The sequence below is a fragment of the Mesorhizobium sp. M1E.F.Ca.ET.045.02.1.1 genome, from assembly GCF_003952485.1.
Classification (GTDB): domain Bacteria; phylum Pseudomonadota; class Alphaproteobacteria; order Rhizobiales; family Rhizobiaceae; genus Mesorhizobium.
The window spans coordinates 2,946,890-2,960,963 of sequence record NZ_CP034447.1 but is presented as its reverse complement, the minus strand read 5'-3'; the positions used below and the strand labels follow the sequence as shown (position 1 = coordinate 2,960,963).

The 14,074-nt window shown below is 64.4% G+C and carries 19 protein-coding genes; 9 read left to right on the top strand and 10 right to left on the bottom strand.

What is annotated here, in order from left to right; genetic code table 11:
* Positions 1-64: 64 nt before the first annotated feature.
* A complete protein-coding gene (locus EJ070_RS14320) occupies positions 65-1,006 on the bottom strand; it encodes a nucleoside hydrolase (protein ID WP_126091944.1) in 942 nt (313 codons plus the stop codon).
* A gap of 142 nt (positions 1,007-1,148) precedes the next feature.
* Between EJ070_RS14320 and EJ070_RS14315 the strand changes: the two genes are divergently transcribed.
* Together EJ070_RS14315 and EJ070_RS14310 are read left to right on the top strand one after the other, a co-directional pair.
* Positions 1,149-1,574 carry an Hsp20 family protein gene (locus tag EJ070_RS14315; protein ID WP_126091943.1) on the top strand — a complete coding sequence of 142 codons (426 nt, stop codon included), beginning with the start codon at positions 1,149-1,151 and terminating at the stop codon, positions 1,572-1,574.
* Between the two features lie 63 nt (positions 1,575-1,637).
* The gene (locus EJ070_RS14310) at positions 1,638-1,895 is read left to right on the top strand and encodes a DUF1150 family protein (RefSeq protein WP_126091942.1); all 258 of its coding nucleotides are present in this window, start codon (positions 1,638-1,640) and stop codon (positions 1,893-1,895) included.
* A gap of 106 nt (positions 1,896-2,001) precedes the next feature.
* Here EJ070_RS14310 and ptsN read toward each other — a convergent pair whose 3' ends face one another.
* From ptsN to lptC, 6 genes are all read right to left on the bottom strand, one after another.
* Positions 2,002-2,466: a PTS IIA-like nitrogen regulatory protein PtsN gene (gene ptsN, locus EJ070_RS14305; protein WP_027165361.1), complete on the bottom strand. Its 465-nt coding sequence runs from the start codon at positions 2,464-2,466 to the stop codon at positions 2,002-2,004.
* 60 nt (positions 2,467-2,526) lie between these two features.
* Entirely contained in the window at positions 2,527-3,111 is a 585-nt protein-coding gene (gene raiA, locus EJ070_RS14300) for a ribosome-associated translation inhibitor RaiA (protein ID WP_126091941.1), read from the bottom strand.
* A 315-nt stretch (positions 3,112-3,426) separates the two neighbouring features.
* On the bottom strand, positions 3,427-4,956 hold the full coding sequence (gene rpoN, locus EJ070_RS14295; protein ID WP_126091940.1) for an RNA polymerase factor sigma-54: 1,530 nt from the start codon (positions 4,954-4,956) through the stop codon (positions 3,427-3,429).
* A gap of 188 nt (positions 4,957-5,144) precedes the next feature.
* Positions 5,145-5,963, bottom strand: coding sequence for an LPS export ABC transporter ATP-binding protein (gene lptB, locus EJ070_RS14290; protein ID WP_126091939.1), 819 nt, complete (start codon positions 5,961-5,963; stop codon positions 5,145-5,147).
* On the bottom strand, positions 5,963-6,556 hold the full coding sequence (locus EJ070_RS14285) for an LptA/OstA family protein (RefSeq protein ID WP_126091938.1): 594 nt from the start codon (positions 6,554-6,556) through the stop codon (positions 5,963-5,965). The genes lptB and EJ070_RS14285 overlap by 1 nt, the downstream gene beginning before the upstream one ends.
* Positions 6,543-7,256, bottom strand: coding sequence for an LPS export ABC transporter periplasmic protein LptC (gene lptC / locus EJ070_RS14280; protein ID WP_126091937.1), 714 nt, complete (start codon positions 7,254-7,256; stop codon positions 6,543-6,545). The genes EJ070_RS14285 and lptC overlap by 14 nt, the downstream gene beginning before the upstream one ends.
* Before the next feature lie 291 nt (positions 7,257-7,547).
* Here lptC and sppA point away from each other — a divergent pair, with 291 nt between their 5' ends.
* The 4 genes from sppA (at position 7,548) to EJ070_RS14260 (ending at position 10,304) form a co-directional block, all read left to right on the top strand.
* Positions 7,548-8,501 (top strand): signal peptide peptidase SppA, encoded by a 954-nt coding sequence (gene sppA / locus EJ070_RS14275; protein ID WP_126091936.1) that lies wholly within the window; start codon positions 7,548-7,550, stop codon positions 8,499-8,501.
* 80 nt (positions 8,502-8,581) lie between these two features.
* Positions 8,582-8,866: an integration host factor subunit beta gene (locus EJ070_RS14270; RefSeq protein WP_027165368.1), complete on the top strand. Its 285-nt coding sequence runs from the start codon at positions 8,582-8,584 to the stop codon at positions 8,864-8,866.
* A gap of 114 nt (positions 8,867-8,980) precedes the next feature.
* On the top strand, positions 8,981-9,313 hold the full coding sequence (locus EJ070_RS14265; protein ID WP_126091935.1) for a DUF1049 domain-containing protein: 333 nt from the start codon (positions 8,981-8,983) through the stop codon (positions 9,311-9,313).
* 28 nt (positions 9,314-9,341) lie between these two features.
* Complete coding sequence (locus tag EJ070_RS14260) at positions 9,342-10,304, top strand: ornithine cyclodeaminase family protein (RefSeq protein WP_126091934.1); 963 nt, start codon at positions 9,342-9,344, stop codon at positions 10,302-10,304.
* Here EJ070_RS14260 and EJ070_RS14255 read toward each other — a convergent pair.
* From EJ070_RS14255 to EJ070_RS14245, 3 genes are all read right to left on the bottom strand, one after another.
* The gene (locus tag EJ070_RS14255) at positions 10,297-10,734 is read right to left on the bottom strand and encodes an EVE domain-containing protein (protein ID WP_126091933.1); all 438 of its coding nucleotides are present in this window, start codon (positions 10,732-10,734) and stop codon (positions 10,297-10,299) included. The genes EJ070_RS14260 and EJ070_RS14255 overlap by 8 nt on opposite strands.
* A complete protein-coding gene (locus tag EJ070_RS14250; protein WP_126091932.1) occupies positions 10,731-11,111 on the bottom strand; it encodes a VOC family protein in 381 nt (126 codons plus the stop codon). Before EJ070_RS14250 ends, EJ070_RS14255 begins: the two co-directional genes overlap by 4 nt.
* A gap of 71 nt (positions 11,112-11,182) precedes the next feature.
* Entirely contained in the window at positions 11,183-11,884 is a 702-nt protein-coding gene (locus EJ070_RS14245; protein ID WP_126091931.1) for a YafY family protein, read from the bottom strand.
* An 81-nt stretch (positions 11,885-11,965) separates the two neighbouring features.
* On the opposite strand from EJ070_RS14245, the gene EJ070_RS37450 reads away from it, so the two are divergent.
* The 3 genes from EJ070_RS37450 to EJ070_RS14235 are packed head-to-tail and all read left to right on the top strand — an operon-like array spanning position 11,966 to position 14,073.
* On the top strand, positions 11,966-12,088 hold the full coding sequence (locus tag EJ070_RS37450; protein ID WP_281059651.1) for a hypothetical protein: 123 nt from the start codon (positions 11,966-11,968) through the stop codon (positions 12,086-12,088).
* A gap of 40 nt (positions 12,089-12,128) precedes the next feature.
* Positions 12,129-13,211 (top strand): class I SAM-dependent rRNA methyltransferase, encoded by a 1,083-nt coding sequence (locus EJ070_RS14240; RefSeq protein ID WP_126091930.1) that lies wholly within the window; start codon positions 12,129-12,131, stop codon positions 13,209-13,211.
* A 1-nt stretch (position 13,212) separates the two neighbouring features.
* Entirely contained in the window at positions 13,213-14,073 is an 861-nt protein-coding gene (locus tag EJ070_RS14235) for an RNA methyltransferase (RefSeq protein WP_126091929.1), read from the top strand.
* Position 14,074 lies beyond the last annotated feature (1 nt).

Here is a 14,074-nt window from a genome sequence, read left to right as displayed (position 1 = left end):
CCTCATCCGTCTCGGCGCTTCGCGCCGATCCACCTTCCCCCCACAAGGGGGGAAGGAAAAGGCGCTACAGCCGCCCCAACCTCTCCACCAGCAGCGCGAAGAAGGCGTCGTGGTCAATGTCACGCATCACCATGGCGTTCTTCTCCCGCTTGCTGACGTCCCACCAGTCGATCACCGTCATGCCCATGGTGAGCTCGGAGGTCGTTTCGACGCTGACGTTGCAGCGGCGGCCTTTGAACAGCTCGGGCTTGACGAGATAGGCGATCACGCACGGGTCGTGCAGCGGCCCGCCGTCGGTGCCATATTTCTCCTCGTCGAAACGCTCGAAGAACTCCAGCATCTCGGCGGTCGCGGTGCCAACCTTGGTTCCGAGTTGCCGGAAGGCCTGCGTGCGCTTGGCCGTGGTCAGCGCCTTGTGGGTGACGTCGAGCGGCATCATCACGATCGGAATGCCCGACTTGAACACCACGTCGGCCGCCTGCGGGTCGACATAGATGTTGAATTCGGCGGCGGGCGTGACGTTGCCGCCCTCGAAGAAACCGCCGCCCATCAGCACGATCTCCTTGATGCGCGGCGCGATGCGCGGCTCGCGGATCAGCGCCAGGGCGATATTGGTGAGCGGCCCGAGCGGACAGAGCGTGATCGTGCCGCTTTCCTCGCGCATCAGCGTCTCGACGATGAAATCGACCGCATACTTTTCCTGCAGCGGCATCGTCGGTTCCGGCAATTGCGGCCCGTTGAGGCCGGTCTTGCCATGCACTTCCTCGGCGGTGACGAGCGCGCGCGCCAGCGGACGGATGGCGCCGGCATAGACCTTGACGTCGGGTCGGCCGGCGAGCTCGCAGATCTTGCGGGCATTTTTCTCGGTGAGCTTCAGCGGCACGTTGCCGGCAACGGCGGTGATGCCGACGACCTCCAGCTCGGAGCTGCCAAGCGCCAGCAATATGGCGACGGCATCGTCCTGGCCGGGATCCGTGTCGATGATGATCTTTCGTGACTGGGGCATTTCAATTCCTTTTTGGGGAGTCTTTTTGGGCGGGGTTTTGATGGCTTGAACTTGTTCGCGCGGCGGACCATATCAAGACCACCGGGAAAAATGCCATCTGGGTTTTTCCAGTTTGTGTCGCTCTTGAGAGGACAGTGTAACAATGAGTCGAATGACGCCCTTCTCCAGCCCGCTTCTTCTGGGCTTCGACGCCATGGAAAAGACGCTCGAGCGTCTGGCGAAGTCGGGCGACAGCTATCCCCCGTATAATATCGAGCGCCTGGGCGCCGCGGACGGCAAGGCCGAAAGGCTGCGCATTACGCTCGCCGTGGCGGGCTTCGCCGAAGGCGACCTCGATGTCACCACGGAGGAAAACCAGCTGATCGTGCGCGGCCGCCAGACCGACGATACCGAGCGCGAATTCCTCCACCGCGGCATCGCCGCGCGCCAGTTCCAGCGCTGCTTCGTGCTGGCCGACGGCATGCGGGTGATCGGCGCGGAGCTGAAGAACGGTCTCCTGTCGGTCGACCTCGACCGGCCCGAGGCCGAACGGCTGGTACGGAAAATAAACATATCGGTGAAAGACTGATCTTCGCCGATGGCTCTATGCGGGAACGGCCTGACTGGCGTTCTCGCGGCAAGGAGGCTTGAAATGACCAGAACTGACGAAACTGCGACCATGACCAGCGGCGAATTCGCTCATTTGGGCGAAGGTTCGGTCGCTTACCTGAGGAAAGTATCGAGCGACGATCTGCGCGGCCGCTTCCCTGGCCTCGACGAAATCGCGCCCGGTCTGGAGTTGTGGGCGCTGTTTGCCGCCAACGGCCAGCCGATCCTGCTTTCCGATGCCCGTGACCGGGCGCTGGCGGGTGCGCTGGAGAACGATCTGACCACGGTCGCCATTCACTGACCCTGGTCCTTGCCTGGATTGAACAGGGCCGCTCTCGGCGGCCTTCCAAGGTTTGGATCCCAAAAAGCTGGGTTTAGCTAAGAAAGCTGGGCTTTACCTCGAAGCTTCAGGCCGCGTGCGAGGCCTGCGTATCCGACAGAAGCGCGTGGATTGCCACGGCGTCGCGCGTTCCCCTGATCTTGGCTACCGTATCGGCGTCGCGCAGCACGCGCGCGATGCGCGACAGCGCCTTGAGATGGTCGGCGCCGGCGCCTTCGGGCGCAAGCAGCAGAAACACCAGATCGACCGGCTGATCGTCGAGCGCCTCGAAATCCACCGGCGTCTCCAGCCGGGCGAAGACGCCGGCGATCCGCTTGACCCCTGCGAGCTTGCCATGCGGAATGGCAATGCCGTTGCCGACACCGGTTGAACCCAGCCGCTCGCGCTGCAGGATCGTGTCGAACACCTCCCGCTCCGGAATCCCTGAAATCGCCGCCGCCCTCTCCGACAGCAATTGCAGAAGTTGTTTTTTGGAATTCGCCTTCAACGCCGGCATGATAGCCGAGACGCTGATGAGATCGCTGAGATCCATGCTTGAAAAATCCCTTGCTCGCCTGCCGCGCCAGTCGTCCCCCTCGCGCGGCCGGCTTTCTTAACCCTGCGCGACTTTGGTCGTCGACGGATCGATCCAGCCGATGTTTCCATCCGGCCGGCGGTAGACGATATTGACATGGTCGTTTCCGGCGTTGCGGAAAACGAAAACCGGGCTGTCCTTGGTATCGAGCTCGATGACGGCTGACGCCACCGACATGGTGCGGAGAGTCACCGTCGATTCGGCGACGATGGCCGGAGCGAAGTCTTCCGGGATTTCCTCATCGTCGTCGGCGAGCGGCTCCATCACGGTGTAGGCGATATCGGTGGATTCGCCATTGCCATTGCTGGAACTGTGCGACTTCAGCCGGCGCTTGTAGCGCCTGAGCCGTGTTTCGAGGCGATCGGCGGCCGCCTCGAAGGCAAGCGTGGGATCCTGGGCGTCGCCGGTCGCCTGCAGCGAGGCACCGGAATCGAGACGGATCATGCAGTCGGCCGAGAAGCGCGACCCCGCCTTGATGACCGTTACATGTCCTGAAAAACCCCGATCGAAATATTTTTCGATCGCTTCGTTGACACGATCGTTGATGCGCGTGCGGAACGCATCGCCGATGTCCATGTGTTTTCCCGAAATGCGCAGATTCATCTGAAAACTGACCTTCCTTGCTCAGGCTTCAAACTGTCCCGAGTTTATACCCGTGGTGCGCGCGCACAAGCTTTGCGGCGGCACGCGCGCCGATTTTAGACCCGAACTTTCCGGTTGATCACAAGTCGCCTTCTGGCCGTCCGAGGCCTTCGCTTTGACGGACCCATCCGCGAGCGGGCATCACGGCCCGGCTCATGCGGGCGGGCTTCTAGACACTTCATTGCAGCTTGTCAATGAAGCATGAAAACTGTGGAAATCCGCCCGTTCCCCAAGCTCAGCACCAATTAGGTCAGGCCGGCTGAGTGTCAACTGCCCCTAGCGCCCGGCGTTGGCCAGCGCCCGCTTTTCCCGGCGGCGCTGCACCGAGGAAGGGATGTTCATGCCCTCCCGGTACTTGGCGACGGTGCGGCGGGCGATGTCGACGCCGCTTTCCCTCAGCATGTCGACGATGGCGTCGTCGGACAGCACGTCGGCGGGCTTTTCCTCGTCGATCAGCTGCTTGATGCGGTCGCGCACGGCTTCCGAGGAATGGGCTTCGCCGCCCTCCGCGGAGGCGATCGAAGCGGTGAAGAAATAGCGCAGTTCGAAGACGCCGCGCGGCGTCAGCATATATTTGTTGGCGGTGACGCGGCTGACCGTCGATTCATGCATGCCGATCGCGTCGGCCACGGTGCGCAGGTTAAGCGGCTTGAGATGCCGCACGCCATGGACAAGGAACGCGTCCTGTTGGCGCACGATTTCCGAGGCCACCTTGAGAATGGTCTTCGCCCGCTGGTCGAGGCTGCGCGTCAGCCAGTTGGCGTTCTGCAAGCATTCGGCCAGAAACTCCTTTTCCGCCTGGTCCCTGGCGTGGCTGGAAACCCGAGCGAAATAGACGTGGTCGACCAGAACGCGCGGCAGCGTGTCGGGATTGAGCTCCACCGCCCAGCTCCCGTCGGCAGCCGCCCGCACCTCGACATCGGCGACGATGGCGTCGCTCGCGCCGCCCGAAAAGGCGGTACCGGGCCGCGGATCGAGCGCTCGGATCTCGGCCAGCATGTCGAGAAGATCCTCCTCGTCGACGCCGCAGATACGCTTCAGCGTCTGGAAGTCCCGTCGCGCGAGCAGCTCCAGATTGGCGACCAGCGCCTTCATCGCCGGATCGAGCCGGTCGCGCACGGCAAGCTGCAGCGACAGGCATTCGGCCAGGTCGCGGGCAAACAGGCCGGCGGGCTCGAAAGTCTGGCAGACCGTGAGCACGCGTGAAACCGCCGCCTCGTCCGCGCCAAGCCGCGCGGCGATTTCGTCCAGGTCGGCGCGCAGATAGCCGGCCTCGTCGAGGCTGTCGGCAAGCTCGCCCGCAATCAGGCGTTCGGCAGGGTTGGGGAAGGCAAGCGCGATCTGCTCGCCGACATGCTCGCGCAGCGTCACGACGGTCGCGGCCATCTCGCCGACATCGAAACCCTCCGACGAGGCGCCGCCGGCACTGCCCCCCGAAGCCGACTTCCATTGCGCCGAAAGGTCCGGCCCCAGCTTTTCGCTTGTTCCGGGATCGTCGGGAAACAGGTTCTCCAGCGAAGAGTCGAGCTTTTCCGAGATCGCCTCGGCGCTCCATTCCGTCTCGCCTTCGAACCAGTCGTCCCCGGCAGCGGGTTCCGGAGCGGTCTCGCTCTTCTGCGGCAGGTCGCCGCCCGTTTCATCCTGCGGCTCGGCCCGCTCCAGCAATGGATTGCGCTCGATCTCCTCGTCGATGAAGCGTTCGAGCTCGACATGGGTGAGCTGCAGCAGCCGGATCGACTGCATCAGCTGGGGCGTCATCACCAGCGACTGGGACTGTCTGAGCTGCAGTTTGGCCGCCAGCGCCATGGTTGGATTCAAACGCCTCGTCTACGCTTCGAACTATGGTTTTTCGGTCGGCCATAGAAACTGGCCCGGCTTTTGCTTGTCAAGGCAAACGCTAGCATCCCCGGCTTACCGGAGCGTTATCCGGTGCCGGAACCGTCAAGAATCTCGAAAAACGGACGAAAATCCCGCCGAACGGGAGATTTTCGTGCTTAGAGGGTAAAGCCCTCGCCGAGATAGAGACGCCGCACATCGGCGTTGGCGACGATTTCGTCGGCCCTGCCATGCGTCAGCACCTGGCCGGCATGGATGATATAGGCGCGGTCGATCAGCCCGAGCGTCTCGCGCACATTGTGATCGGTGATCAGCACGCCGATGCCGCGCGCGGTGAGATGGCGAACGAGCTGCTGGATGTCGGCGACCGCGATCGGATCGATACCGGCGAAAGGCTCGTCCAGCAGCATGTAGGCCGGCCGCGTCGCCAGCGCCCGCGCGATCTCGAGACGCCGCCGTTCACCGCCAGACAGCGACATCGACGGCGCCTTGCGCAGATGGCTGATGTGGAATTCCTCGAGCAGCTCGTCGAGCGTGCGTTCGCGTTCCTTGCGGCTCTTTTCCACCACCTCCAGAACGGCGCGGATGTTCTGCTCGACGTTGAGGCCCCTAAAGATCGACGCTTCCTGCGGCAGATAACCGATGCCGAGGCGGGCGCGGCGGTACATCGGCATCGAGGTGACGTCGAAGCCGTCGATCTCGATCGTGCCTTCGTCGACCGGCACGAGACCGGTGACCATGTAGAAGCAGGTGGTCTTGCCGGCGCCATTGGGGCCGAGCAGGCCGACGGCCTCGCCGGCGCGCACGCCGAGCGTCACGCCGCTCACCACCTTGCGGCCCTTGTAGCTCTTGGTCAGGCCCTTGGCGATCAGGGTGCCCTTGAACTTTGCCTTGTCGGCGCCGACCGTTGCCGGCGCAGCCGGCTTTGCGGCCGCCCGTCCCGGAAGACGGGCAAGCAGCGAGGATACGCCGGTCATTAGTCCTGCTGCGCTCCCTGCTGCTGCGCTCCCTGCTTCTGGGGCTTGAACGACATGATGACGCGAGGACAACCTTCGACATTGCCGAGGCCGCTTTTCATCTGCACGGTGAGCTTGCAGCCCTTGAGCACGTTATCGCCCTGCGACAGCACCACTTCCTTGCCTTGAAGCACCAGCACCTGCGTCTTCATGTCGAAGGTGCCCTTGTCGCCGGTGGCGATCTGGTCGTTCGACTTGATGTAGACTTTGTTCTCGACCACCAGATGGTCGATGTTGGCCGCACCCGTCATCGCCGACGCGCCGGCCGCCGCGCCCTTGGGGGCATTGGCATCCTTGACGTAGTAGACCGTCATCTTGCCGGCCTTGAGCAGCGTCGGCCCTTGATTGACGGTCACGTTGCCGTTGAACACCGCCACGCTGTCGACCTGCCGGACCTCGAGCTTGTCGCTTTCGATCTGGATCGGCTGATCGCCCGACAGCTTCAGTCCGGGGATCTGGCTGCTCGCGCTCGACTGCGCAAACGAATTCGCCGTTCCCAGCAACAGCAGTGCAGAGGCTGCGCCCAGAAGCCACGCGGATTTACTGCGACGCATTCTCTTCTCCACTCTTAATCCCCGCCGCCTTCAGAGCGGCCGGATCGATGTTGACGCGCACTCGGCTCTCGAAAACCACCACCTTGCCGTTCTCTTCCACTGACATCGAGTCGGCGGTGATGCGCGACCCGCCGCGACTGACATCGACCGGATTGCTCGTCTTCATAGAGCCTTTGCCCATGTCTAGGAAGACCGATTTGAACTTGGCCACCATGCCGTCGGTGGTGGTCACCGAGACATCGCTGGTCAGGTCCATTGTGTTAGCGCCGCGATCGTAGATGCCGTGCGCGGCATCGACCGCCACCACATTGTCGCTGGCGACAGGCAATTTGGCGTTGATGCCTTCGAGGTCGATGACGTCCTGCTTGCCGACATCCTGCGTCGCCCTGGTCGCTGTCAGCGAATAAGGCAGTTTCTGCTTGGTGAAGCCGTTGAGCTTGGGATTGGCCATCACCAGCTTGCCGTCCGAAAAGGCGGCTCCATCGGCCTGCACCGAGACCGAAACCGGCGCGGCGAGGTAGGAATAGACTGGAAAGGCGATTGCAATAGCCGCCGCCAGCAGCGGCACGGCGAACTTCAGCACGCGCACGCGGCGCGAATGCCGCTCCGCACGGTCGAACGCGTCGCCGCGCGCGCCGCTTTCGCCAGCGGCAGCCGACACCATTTCGGCATCGCTCGTATCGTCAGATCGCGCCAACATGACTGTTTTCTAATGAGCCCTTGCCCGCCAAACACCGCCTATAGGTGGTATGCCGGCCCCCGCAAGCAAGCACAAGCGGAGGAAAACTGCAAAAATGTGACGGCTACTACCGCAGGACTAAGACGAATTCGGCTGAACTGCCAGCCCTTCATAGCAGATAGGGGCCGGCTGCGTTAATTTTTCGTGAGGTCGTCGTGACAGCTGCGTTGGCGCCGGAAGCTGTCAGGAAACGGTAGCCCCGCGCGGATGCTTGCTTTAAAAGCGTCCTCTCCCACCGATTGTGAGGCTGATATGGCTATGAGAGCCGACGACCTGATCGACCGCCGCCGCTTGCGCCGCAAGCTGACGTTCTGGCGCGTCGCCACGTTTGTTGTTCTGGCGGCGGCGCTGATCGCCTTTTCGGCCTGGATCTACAGTGACGATTTCACCGGCCAGGCGGTCGACCACATTGCCAAGGTCAAGATCGAAGGCACCATCACCGAGGACGAGGAGCTGATCAAACGGCTGGAGTCGATCCGCAAGTCCGCGACGGTGAAGGGCGTCATCCTCTCGATCGATTCGCCCGGAGGCACCACGGTCGGCGGCGAGTCGATCTATGAGGAAGTACGCAAGCTTGCCGGCGACAAGCCGGTGGTGGCGGAGGTCGGCACGCTGGCGGCGTCCGCCGGCTACATGATCGCAAGCGCGGCCGACCATATCGTGGCCCGCAAAACCTCGATCGTCGGCTCTATCGGCGTGCTGATCCAGTATCCCGACGTCAGCGGCCTGATGGACAAGCTCGGCATCAAGCTCGAGGAAGTGAAATCCTCGCCGCTCAAGGCCTCGCCCTCGCCCTTCAAGCCGACCAACGACGACGAGCGCGCCATGGTGCGCAAGCTCATCCTCGACAGCTATGACTGGTTCGTCGGCATCGTCGCCGAGCGGCGCAAAATGACGCATGAGCAGGCGCAGGCGCTGGCCGACGGTTCGATCTTCACCGGCCGCCAGGCGCTCGGCAACCACCTTGTCGACGCGGTCGGCGGCGAGACCGAGGCGATCGACTGGCTGGCGACCAAGGGCGTCGACAGCAAGCTCAAGGTCGTCGAGTGGAAGAACACGGAGGGCCGCAGCTACCTGTTTCCGAGGAGCATGACCAAAGCCGTCGCCAACGCGCTGGGCCTGCCGGACGCCGGCGGCGATGTCATTCACGAGCTCGGCGCAGACCGCTTGTTCCTTGACGGTCTCGTTTCGGTCTGGCACCCTTGACAAGCTGTCGGGAAGAACCAAAAAAGCAATAAAATCATCCTGATAATTTGACCGCTGTGTGGTTTACGGGGAACGTTCTCATGATCAAATCCGAACTTGTGCAGATCATTGCCGCGCGCAACCCTCATCTTTTCCTGCGCGACGTCGAAAACATCGTCGGCGCGATCTTTGACGAGATCACCGACGCGCTTGCCGAAGGCAACAGGGTCGAACTGCGCGGCTTCGGCGCCTTCTCGGTGAAAAACCGCCCCGCCCGCACCGGCCGCAACCCGCGCACCGGCGAGTCCGTCGAGGTCGAGGAGAAGTGGGTGCCGTTCTTCAAGACCGGCAAGGAGTTGCGCGAGAGGCTGAACGGCGGCAAATAGGCGCCGCGCCGGATCGCAGCGACGTTCCGGCGCTTGGAGCATGTCTCCCGAAAGTGGAGACCGGCTTCGGGACAAAGACATGCGCGCTTTAAGATGCTTCTCCACGGAGACCTGATGTTCAATCGCTTCATGCTCGTCGTGGTCTTCGTGCCGCTGGCCATCATCCTGATCGCGCTTGCCGTGGCCAACCGCGGACCGGTCGCCTTCACGCTTGACCCGTTCCACCCCGGCAATCCGGCGCTGACGCTGAACCTGCCGCTCTTCATCTTCCTGTTCCTGGCTTTAGCCGTCGGCATGGTCGTCGGCAGCATGGCGACCTGGGTGAAGCAGGGCCGCTACCGCAAGCTCGCGCGCCAGCGGGGCCTGGAGGCCGAGAACCTGCGCCAGGCGGTGAGCCGTGCTCCCGCGGCGCCGAAAGGACCGCCGCTGCCCAAGCCGACAAACTGAGCAGCAACTCGCTTTCACGGAGCTTTTTATGCTGACCATCTCGGCCACCGAGGTCGATCGCGCGCTCACCTTTCCCGGGCTGGTAGAGACGCTGCGCACGGCCTTCCGCGACGGCGCCGTGCAGCCGGTTCGCCATCACCACGCGATCGAGCGGCCGGATGGCGCCGCATCGACGCTGCTGTTGATGCCGGCCTGGACCGACTTCAACGCCGCCGGCACCTCGGCGGGAGGCCATATCGGCGTCAAGATCGTCACCGTTTCCCCCGACAACAACGCCATCGGCAAGCCGGCGGTGATGGGCCTCTATCTGCTGCTTGACGGCGTGACCGGCGAACCGCAAGCGCTGATCGACGGCCAGCGGCTGACGCAATGGCGCACCGCCTGCGCCTCGGCGCTCGCCGCATCTTATCTCGCCCGCAAGGACGCCTCGCAGCTGCTGGTGGTCGGCGCTGGCGCGCTGTCATCCTTCCTCGCCAAGGCGCACTCGGCGGTGAGACCCATCAAATCCATCCGCATCTGGAACCGCACGCCGGCCAACGCCGAGAAGGTCACGGCGGCGCTCCGCGCCGAAGGCCTTCCGGCCGAGGCCGCCGGAAACCTCGAAGCCGAGCTTGGCGAAGCCGACATCGTCTCGTCGGCGACGATCTCGACAACGCCGCTGGTCAAGGGCGCGCTGCTGAAGCCGGGCGCTCATGTCGACCTGGTCGGCGGCTTCACGCCGACGATGCGCGAAAGCGACGACGACGCCATTTCGCGCGCCCGCGTCTATGTCGACACCCGCGCCGGCGCCACCAAGGAGGCCGGCGACATCGTCCAGCCACTGGCTTCCGGCGTGCTGAAGCCGGAAGCAATCGTTGCCGATCTGCACGAGCTGGCGCGCGGCGAGAAACAAGGCCGCCAGGCGGACGACGAGATCACGCTGTTCAAATCGGTCGGCGCCGCGCTCGAGGACCTCGCCGCCGGCATCGCCGTCTACAAGGCGCTCAAATAGCCGAAGCCGCGAGTATGGCGTCCATCGCCTCGCCGATCAGGCGAAAGTCGTGCTCGCCGATCTCGAACAGCCCGAAGCGAAGCTGATAGCCCCAGTTGGGCCTGCCGGCGGTGAAGTCCAGCCGGTCGAGCAGCGGCTTGATCGGCGCCTCCTTGGCGTCCGACCAATCGACATCGCGCCGCGCTGGCGTGAAGCCGCCGCCCATGATGCCCTGATAGACCTCGCCCTCACGGACCGTGCCGAGAGCGGTGAAGGACTGCAGCCCGTCTTTCTCGCCGAGCACGGTGCTCGGCGAGTAATAGACGATGCCGTCGCCCGGCTTGATGCGGCGAAGCGGCGCCGCCTTGCCGTGGTTCACCTGCATGAAGCCGCCCTGGCGGCCGATCCGCACATGCTCGGCCGATGCGACGGCGATCCAATAGGCGCTCATGCCTGTGCTCCCTCGTTCGGCCAGTAGACGCGCAGACGGTGATTGTCTGGGTCGAGCGCAACGAAGGTGCGGCCGAAATCCATGTCGGTCGGCGCCTGCAGGATCTTCAGACCGCGCTTGGCCCAGTCGGAATGCGTGGCGTCGACCGCAGCCGCATCCTCGACCGCAAGCACCAGCTCGCCACCTCCGCCCGCGGCGGCCGCTGCCGGCTCCACAGTGTGGCGCGACCAGAGGCCGAGCTTGAAGCCTTTGTCGAGCACGAACATGGCAAAGGTCGGCGAGGCCTCGACGGGCGCGCGTCCGAGCAGCGAGGCATAGAACGCACCGCTCCGCTCGGGGCTGTCGACATAGAGGATGACGAAATTGGGCGTGGACATGTCTGATCTCCAAGGTGTTTTGAACCTTGAGGACGGTACGCGATACCGCTGTCAGATTCTGGCAGCAGTCATCAGTCAACCGAGTTTTTTGGACCCGGCGTGTCCAGCGTCGCCCGCCATTCCTTGAGCATCGCCTGACGGCGGCGCGGATAGCGGATGTCCGTGGCGGTGAGGCGGGACATGCGATCGGTGCGGAAATGCCGGAAATCCTGGCGCATCTCGCACCACGCCACCATCACCCTCACCTTGTCGAAGAAGCCGAGCGCGAACGGCCAGACCATGCGCTCCGACGCGGCGCCCCCGGCATCGCGATAGAGGAAGCCGAGCTTGCGCTCCTCGCGGATCGCCTGCCGCACCACGCCGAGATCGATCGCCTCGACGCTCGCTGAACTTGGCCCGACGAGCAGCGTCGTGGCGTCGAGGTCCTCGCGCAGATCGTCCGGCAGCACCGCCGCGATCTTGGACAGCGCATCCGTGGCGGCCGCGGCCAGCCGCTTGTCCGGCTGTTTTGCCACCCAGCGCGAGCCGAGCACGATTGCCTCGATCTCCTCGTCGGTGAACATCAGCGGCGGCAGCATGAAGCCTGGCTTCAGCACATAGCCCAATCCCGCCTCGCCTTCGATCGGCGCGCCCTGCCCCTGCAGCGTCGCGATGTCACGGTAGAGCGTGCGGATCGAGACGCCCATCTCTCCGGCAAGCGTGCGGCCGCTCACCGGCCGGCGATGGCGGCGCAGGATCTGGATCAGGTCGAGCAGACGTTCGGCACGGGACATCGGTTTGCCATCCGGGATTGGGCGGACGATAGGGCTGGGGCGCTCATCGCGGCAAGCTATTTGCCGATATGGAACACTCGCATGCCGTCCCCGTTCTTCCCAATGGAGATGCGCGGATTCCTGGTGTTCTGGTCGGTGCTTGTCACCACGGTCGCGGCGCTCAGCCTCGCAAGGGCGCATGGTTTGTTGCGCCGACCGGCATAGCTGTGGCAGAAGCGAGCCGAACCGCCGGAGATGCTTGTTCTTGAAATCCTTTCGCGACAAACGCCGCGACAGCCGCCCGCACCCGGCCCGATCGGAACCGGCGCGCCAACGCGACACGTTCGCGCCTGCACGGCCGCAGTCGACGACCGGCGAACGCACCGAAACGAAATCCGCGGATCGACAGGAAGCAAAACCGGCGCGGCGCGTGCTTGCGCGCCGCGACGGTGTGCTGCCCGCCGAGCGGCTGCCGCTGATCCTCGAAGTCGCGCCCAACGCCGACTACGCGCTGCTGGACAGCGGCGCCGGCGAAAAACTGGAGCAGTATGGGCCGTACCGCATCGTGCGCCCTGAGGGCCAGGCGATCTGGCAGCGGGCGCTTCCCGCAAAGGAATGGGAGCGCGCCGACGCGATCTTCACCGGCGACACCGACGAGGAAGGCATCGGCCGCTGGCGTTTTCCAAAAACACCGCTCGGCGAGACCTGGCCGATGAAGCATGACGGCATCGACTATCTCGGCCGCTTCACCTCGTTCCGTCATGTCGGCGTCTTTCCCGAGCAGGCCTCGCACTGGGACCACATGGCCGGGCTGATCGTCGCGGCCAAACGCCCGGTCAAGGTGCTGAACCTCTTCGGCTATACCGGGCTTGCCTCGCTGGTGGCCGCACGCGCCGGCGCCGAGGTCACCCATGTCGATGCCTCGAAGAAGGCGATCGGCTGGGCGCGCGAAAACCAGGAGATGGCCGGCCTTGCCGACAAGCCGATCCGCTGGATCGTCGAGGACGCGGTGAAATTCGCCGAGCGGGAAGAGCGTCGCGGCAGCCGCTACGACATCGTGCTCTTCGACCCGCCCGCTTATGGCCGCGGCCCGAAGGGCGAAGTCTGGCAATTGTTCGAGGACCTGCCGGGGCTCACTGACCTTTGCCGCTCGATCCTGACGCCAAAGCCGCTGGCCGTGGTTCTCACAGCCTATTCGATTCGCGCCTCCTTCTTCGCCATCCATGCCCTGATGCGCGACACTTTCGCCGGCATGGGCGGCACGGTCGAATCCGGCGAATTGATCATCCGCGAGAAGTCCGTCGGCCGCGCGCTCTCGACCTCGCTGTTCTCGCGCTGGGTGGCTTGAAATGGTCGCGTATGACGGACACCGGCCGGTCGGCCAGGTCAAGGAAGTCACCAGCCTCGCCAACCCGCTGGTCAAGGACATCAAGGCGCTGGCGCTGAAGAAGTTCCGCGACCAGCAGAACGCCTTCATGGCCGAGGGGCTGAAGCTGGTCATCGACGCGCTCGACCTCGGCTGGTCGATCAGGACGCTGGTCTTCGCCAAGGCCGGGCGCGGCAACGCGGCGGTCGAAAAGGTCGCGGCGCGCACGGTCGCCGCCGGCGGCACCGTGCTCGAAGTCTCGGAAAAGGTGCTCACGGCCATCACCCGCCGCGAAAACCCGCAAATGGTCGTCGGCGTCTTCGCGCAGCGGACGCTGCCGCTGAAGGACATCCGCGCCACGGACGGCGACGTCTGGGTCGCGCTCGACCGCGTGCGCGACCCCGGCAATCTCGGCACCGTCATCCGCACCGTTGATGCCGTCGGCGCCAGGGGCGTCATCCTGGTCGGCGATGCCACCGATCCGTTCTCGCTGGAGACGGTGCGCGCCACCATGGGCTCGATTTTCGCCGTGCCGGTCGCCAAGGCGACTGAAGAGGCCTTCCTTGCCTGGCGGCGCGACTTTCCCGGCCTCGTCGCCGGAACGCATCTGAAGGGCGCGGTCGACTACCGCTCGGTCGACTTCTCGAGAGGCCCTGTCTTGCTCTTGATGGGCAACGAGCAGCAGGGCCTGCCCGACAGCCTCGCTGAAAGCTGCGACCGGCTGCTCAGGATCCCGCAGGCTGGTCGAGCCGATTCCCTCAACCTGGCGGTCGCTACCGGCGTGATGCTGTTCGAGATCCGTCGCGGCGCGTTGAAGCTCGACCCCGCCACCGACATGCGATGAG

Excerpts from the sequence above, each read along its gene's own strand:
- EJ070_RS14320 (WP_126091944.1), bottom strand. The coding sequence starts at position 1,006 with ATGCCCCAGTCACGAAAGATCATCATCGACACGGATCCCGGCCAGGAC.
- EJ070_RS14315 (WP_126091943.1), top strand. The coding sequence starts at position 1,149 with ATGAGTCGAATGACGCCCTTCTCCAGCCCGCTTCTTCTGGGCTTCGAC.
- EJ070_RS14310 (WP_126091942.1), top strand. The coding sequence starts at position 1,638 with ATGACCAGAACTGACGAAACTGCGACCATGACCAGCGGCGAATTCGCT.
- ptsN (WP_027165361.1), bottom strand. The coding sequence starts at position 2,466 with ATGGATCTCAGCGATCTCATCAGCGTCTCGGCTATCATGCCGGCGTTG.
- raiA (WP_126091941.1), bottom strand. The coding sequence starts at position 3,111 with ATGAATCTGCGCATTTCGGGAAAACACATGGACATCGGCGATGCGTTC.
- rpoN (WP_126091940.1), bottom strand. The coding sequence starts at position 4,956 with ATGGCGCTGGCGGCCAAACTGCAGCTCAGACAGTCCCAGTCGCTGGTG.
- lptB (WP_126091939.1), bottom strand. The coding sequence starts at position 5,963 with ATGACCGGCGTATCCTCGCTGCTTGCCCGTCTTCCGGGACGGGCGGCC.
- EJ070_RS14285 (WP_126091938.1), bottom strand. The coding sequence starts at position 6,556 with ATGCGTCGCAGTAAATCCGCGTGGCTTCTGGGCGCAGCCTCTGCACTG.
- lptC (WP_126091937.1), bottom strand. The coding sequence starts at position 7,256 with ATGTTGGCGCGATCTGACGATACGAGCGATGCCGAAATGGTGTCGGCT.
- sppA (WP_126091936.1), top strand. The coding sequence starts at position 7,548 with ATGGCTATGAGAGCCGACGACCTGATCGACCGCCGCCGCTTGCGCCGC.
- EJ070_RS14270 (WP_027165368.1), top strand. The coding sequence starts at position 8,582 with ATGATCAAATCCGAACTTGTGCAGATCATTGCCGCGCGCAACCCTCAT.
- EJ070_RS14265 (WP_126091935.1), top strand. The coding sequence starts at position 8,981 with ATGTTCAATCGCTTCATGCTCGTCGTGGTCTTCGTGCCGCTGGCCATC.
- EJ070_RS14260 (WP_126091934.1), top strand. The coding sequence starts at position 9,342 with ATGCTGACCATCTCGGCCACCGAGGTCGATCGCGCGCTCACCTTTCCC.
- EJ070_RS14255 (WP_126091933.1), bottom strand. The coding sequence starts at position 10,734 with ATGAGCGCCTATTGGATCGCCGTCGCATCGGCCGAGCATGTGCGGATC.
- EJ070_RS14250 (WP_126091932.1), bottom strand. The coding sequence starts at position 11,111 with ATGTCCACGCCCAATTTCGTCATCCTCTATGTCGACAGCCCCGAGCGG.
- EJ070_RS14245 (WP_126091931.1), bottom strand. The coding sequence starts at position 11,884 with ATGTCCCGTGCCGAACGTCTGCTCGACCTGATCCAGATCCTGCGCCGC.
- EJ070_RS37450 (WP_281059651.1), top strand. The coding sequence starts at position 11,966 with ATGCCGTCCCCGTTCTTCCCAATGGAGATGCGCGGATTCCTGGTGTTC.
- EJ070_RS14235 (WP_126091929.1), top strand. The coding sequence starts at position 13,213 with ATGGTCGCGTATGACGGACACCGGCCGGTCGGCCAGGTCAAGGAAGTC.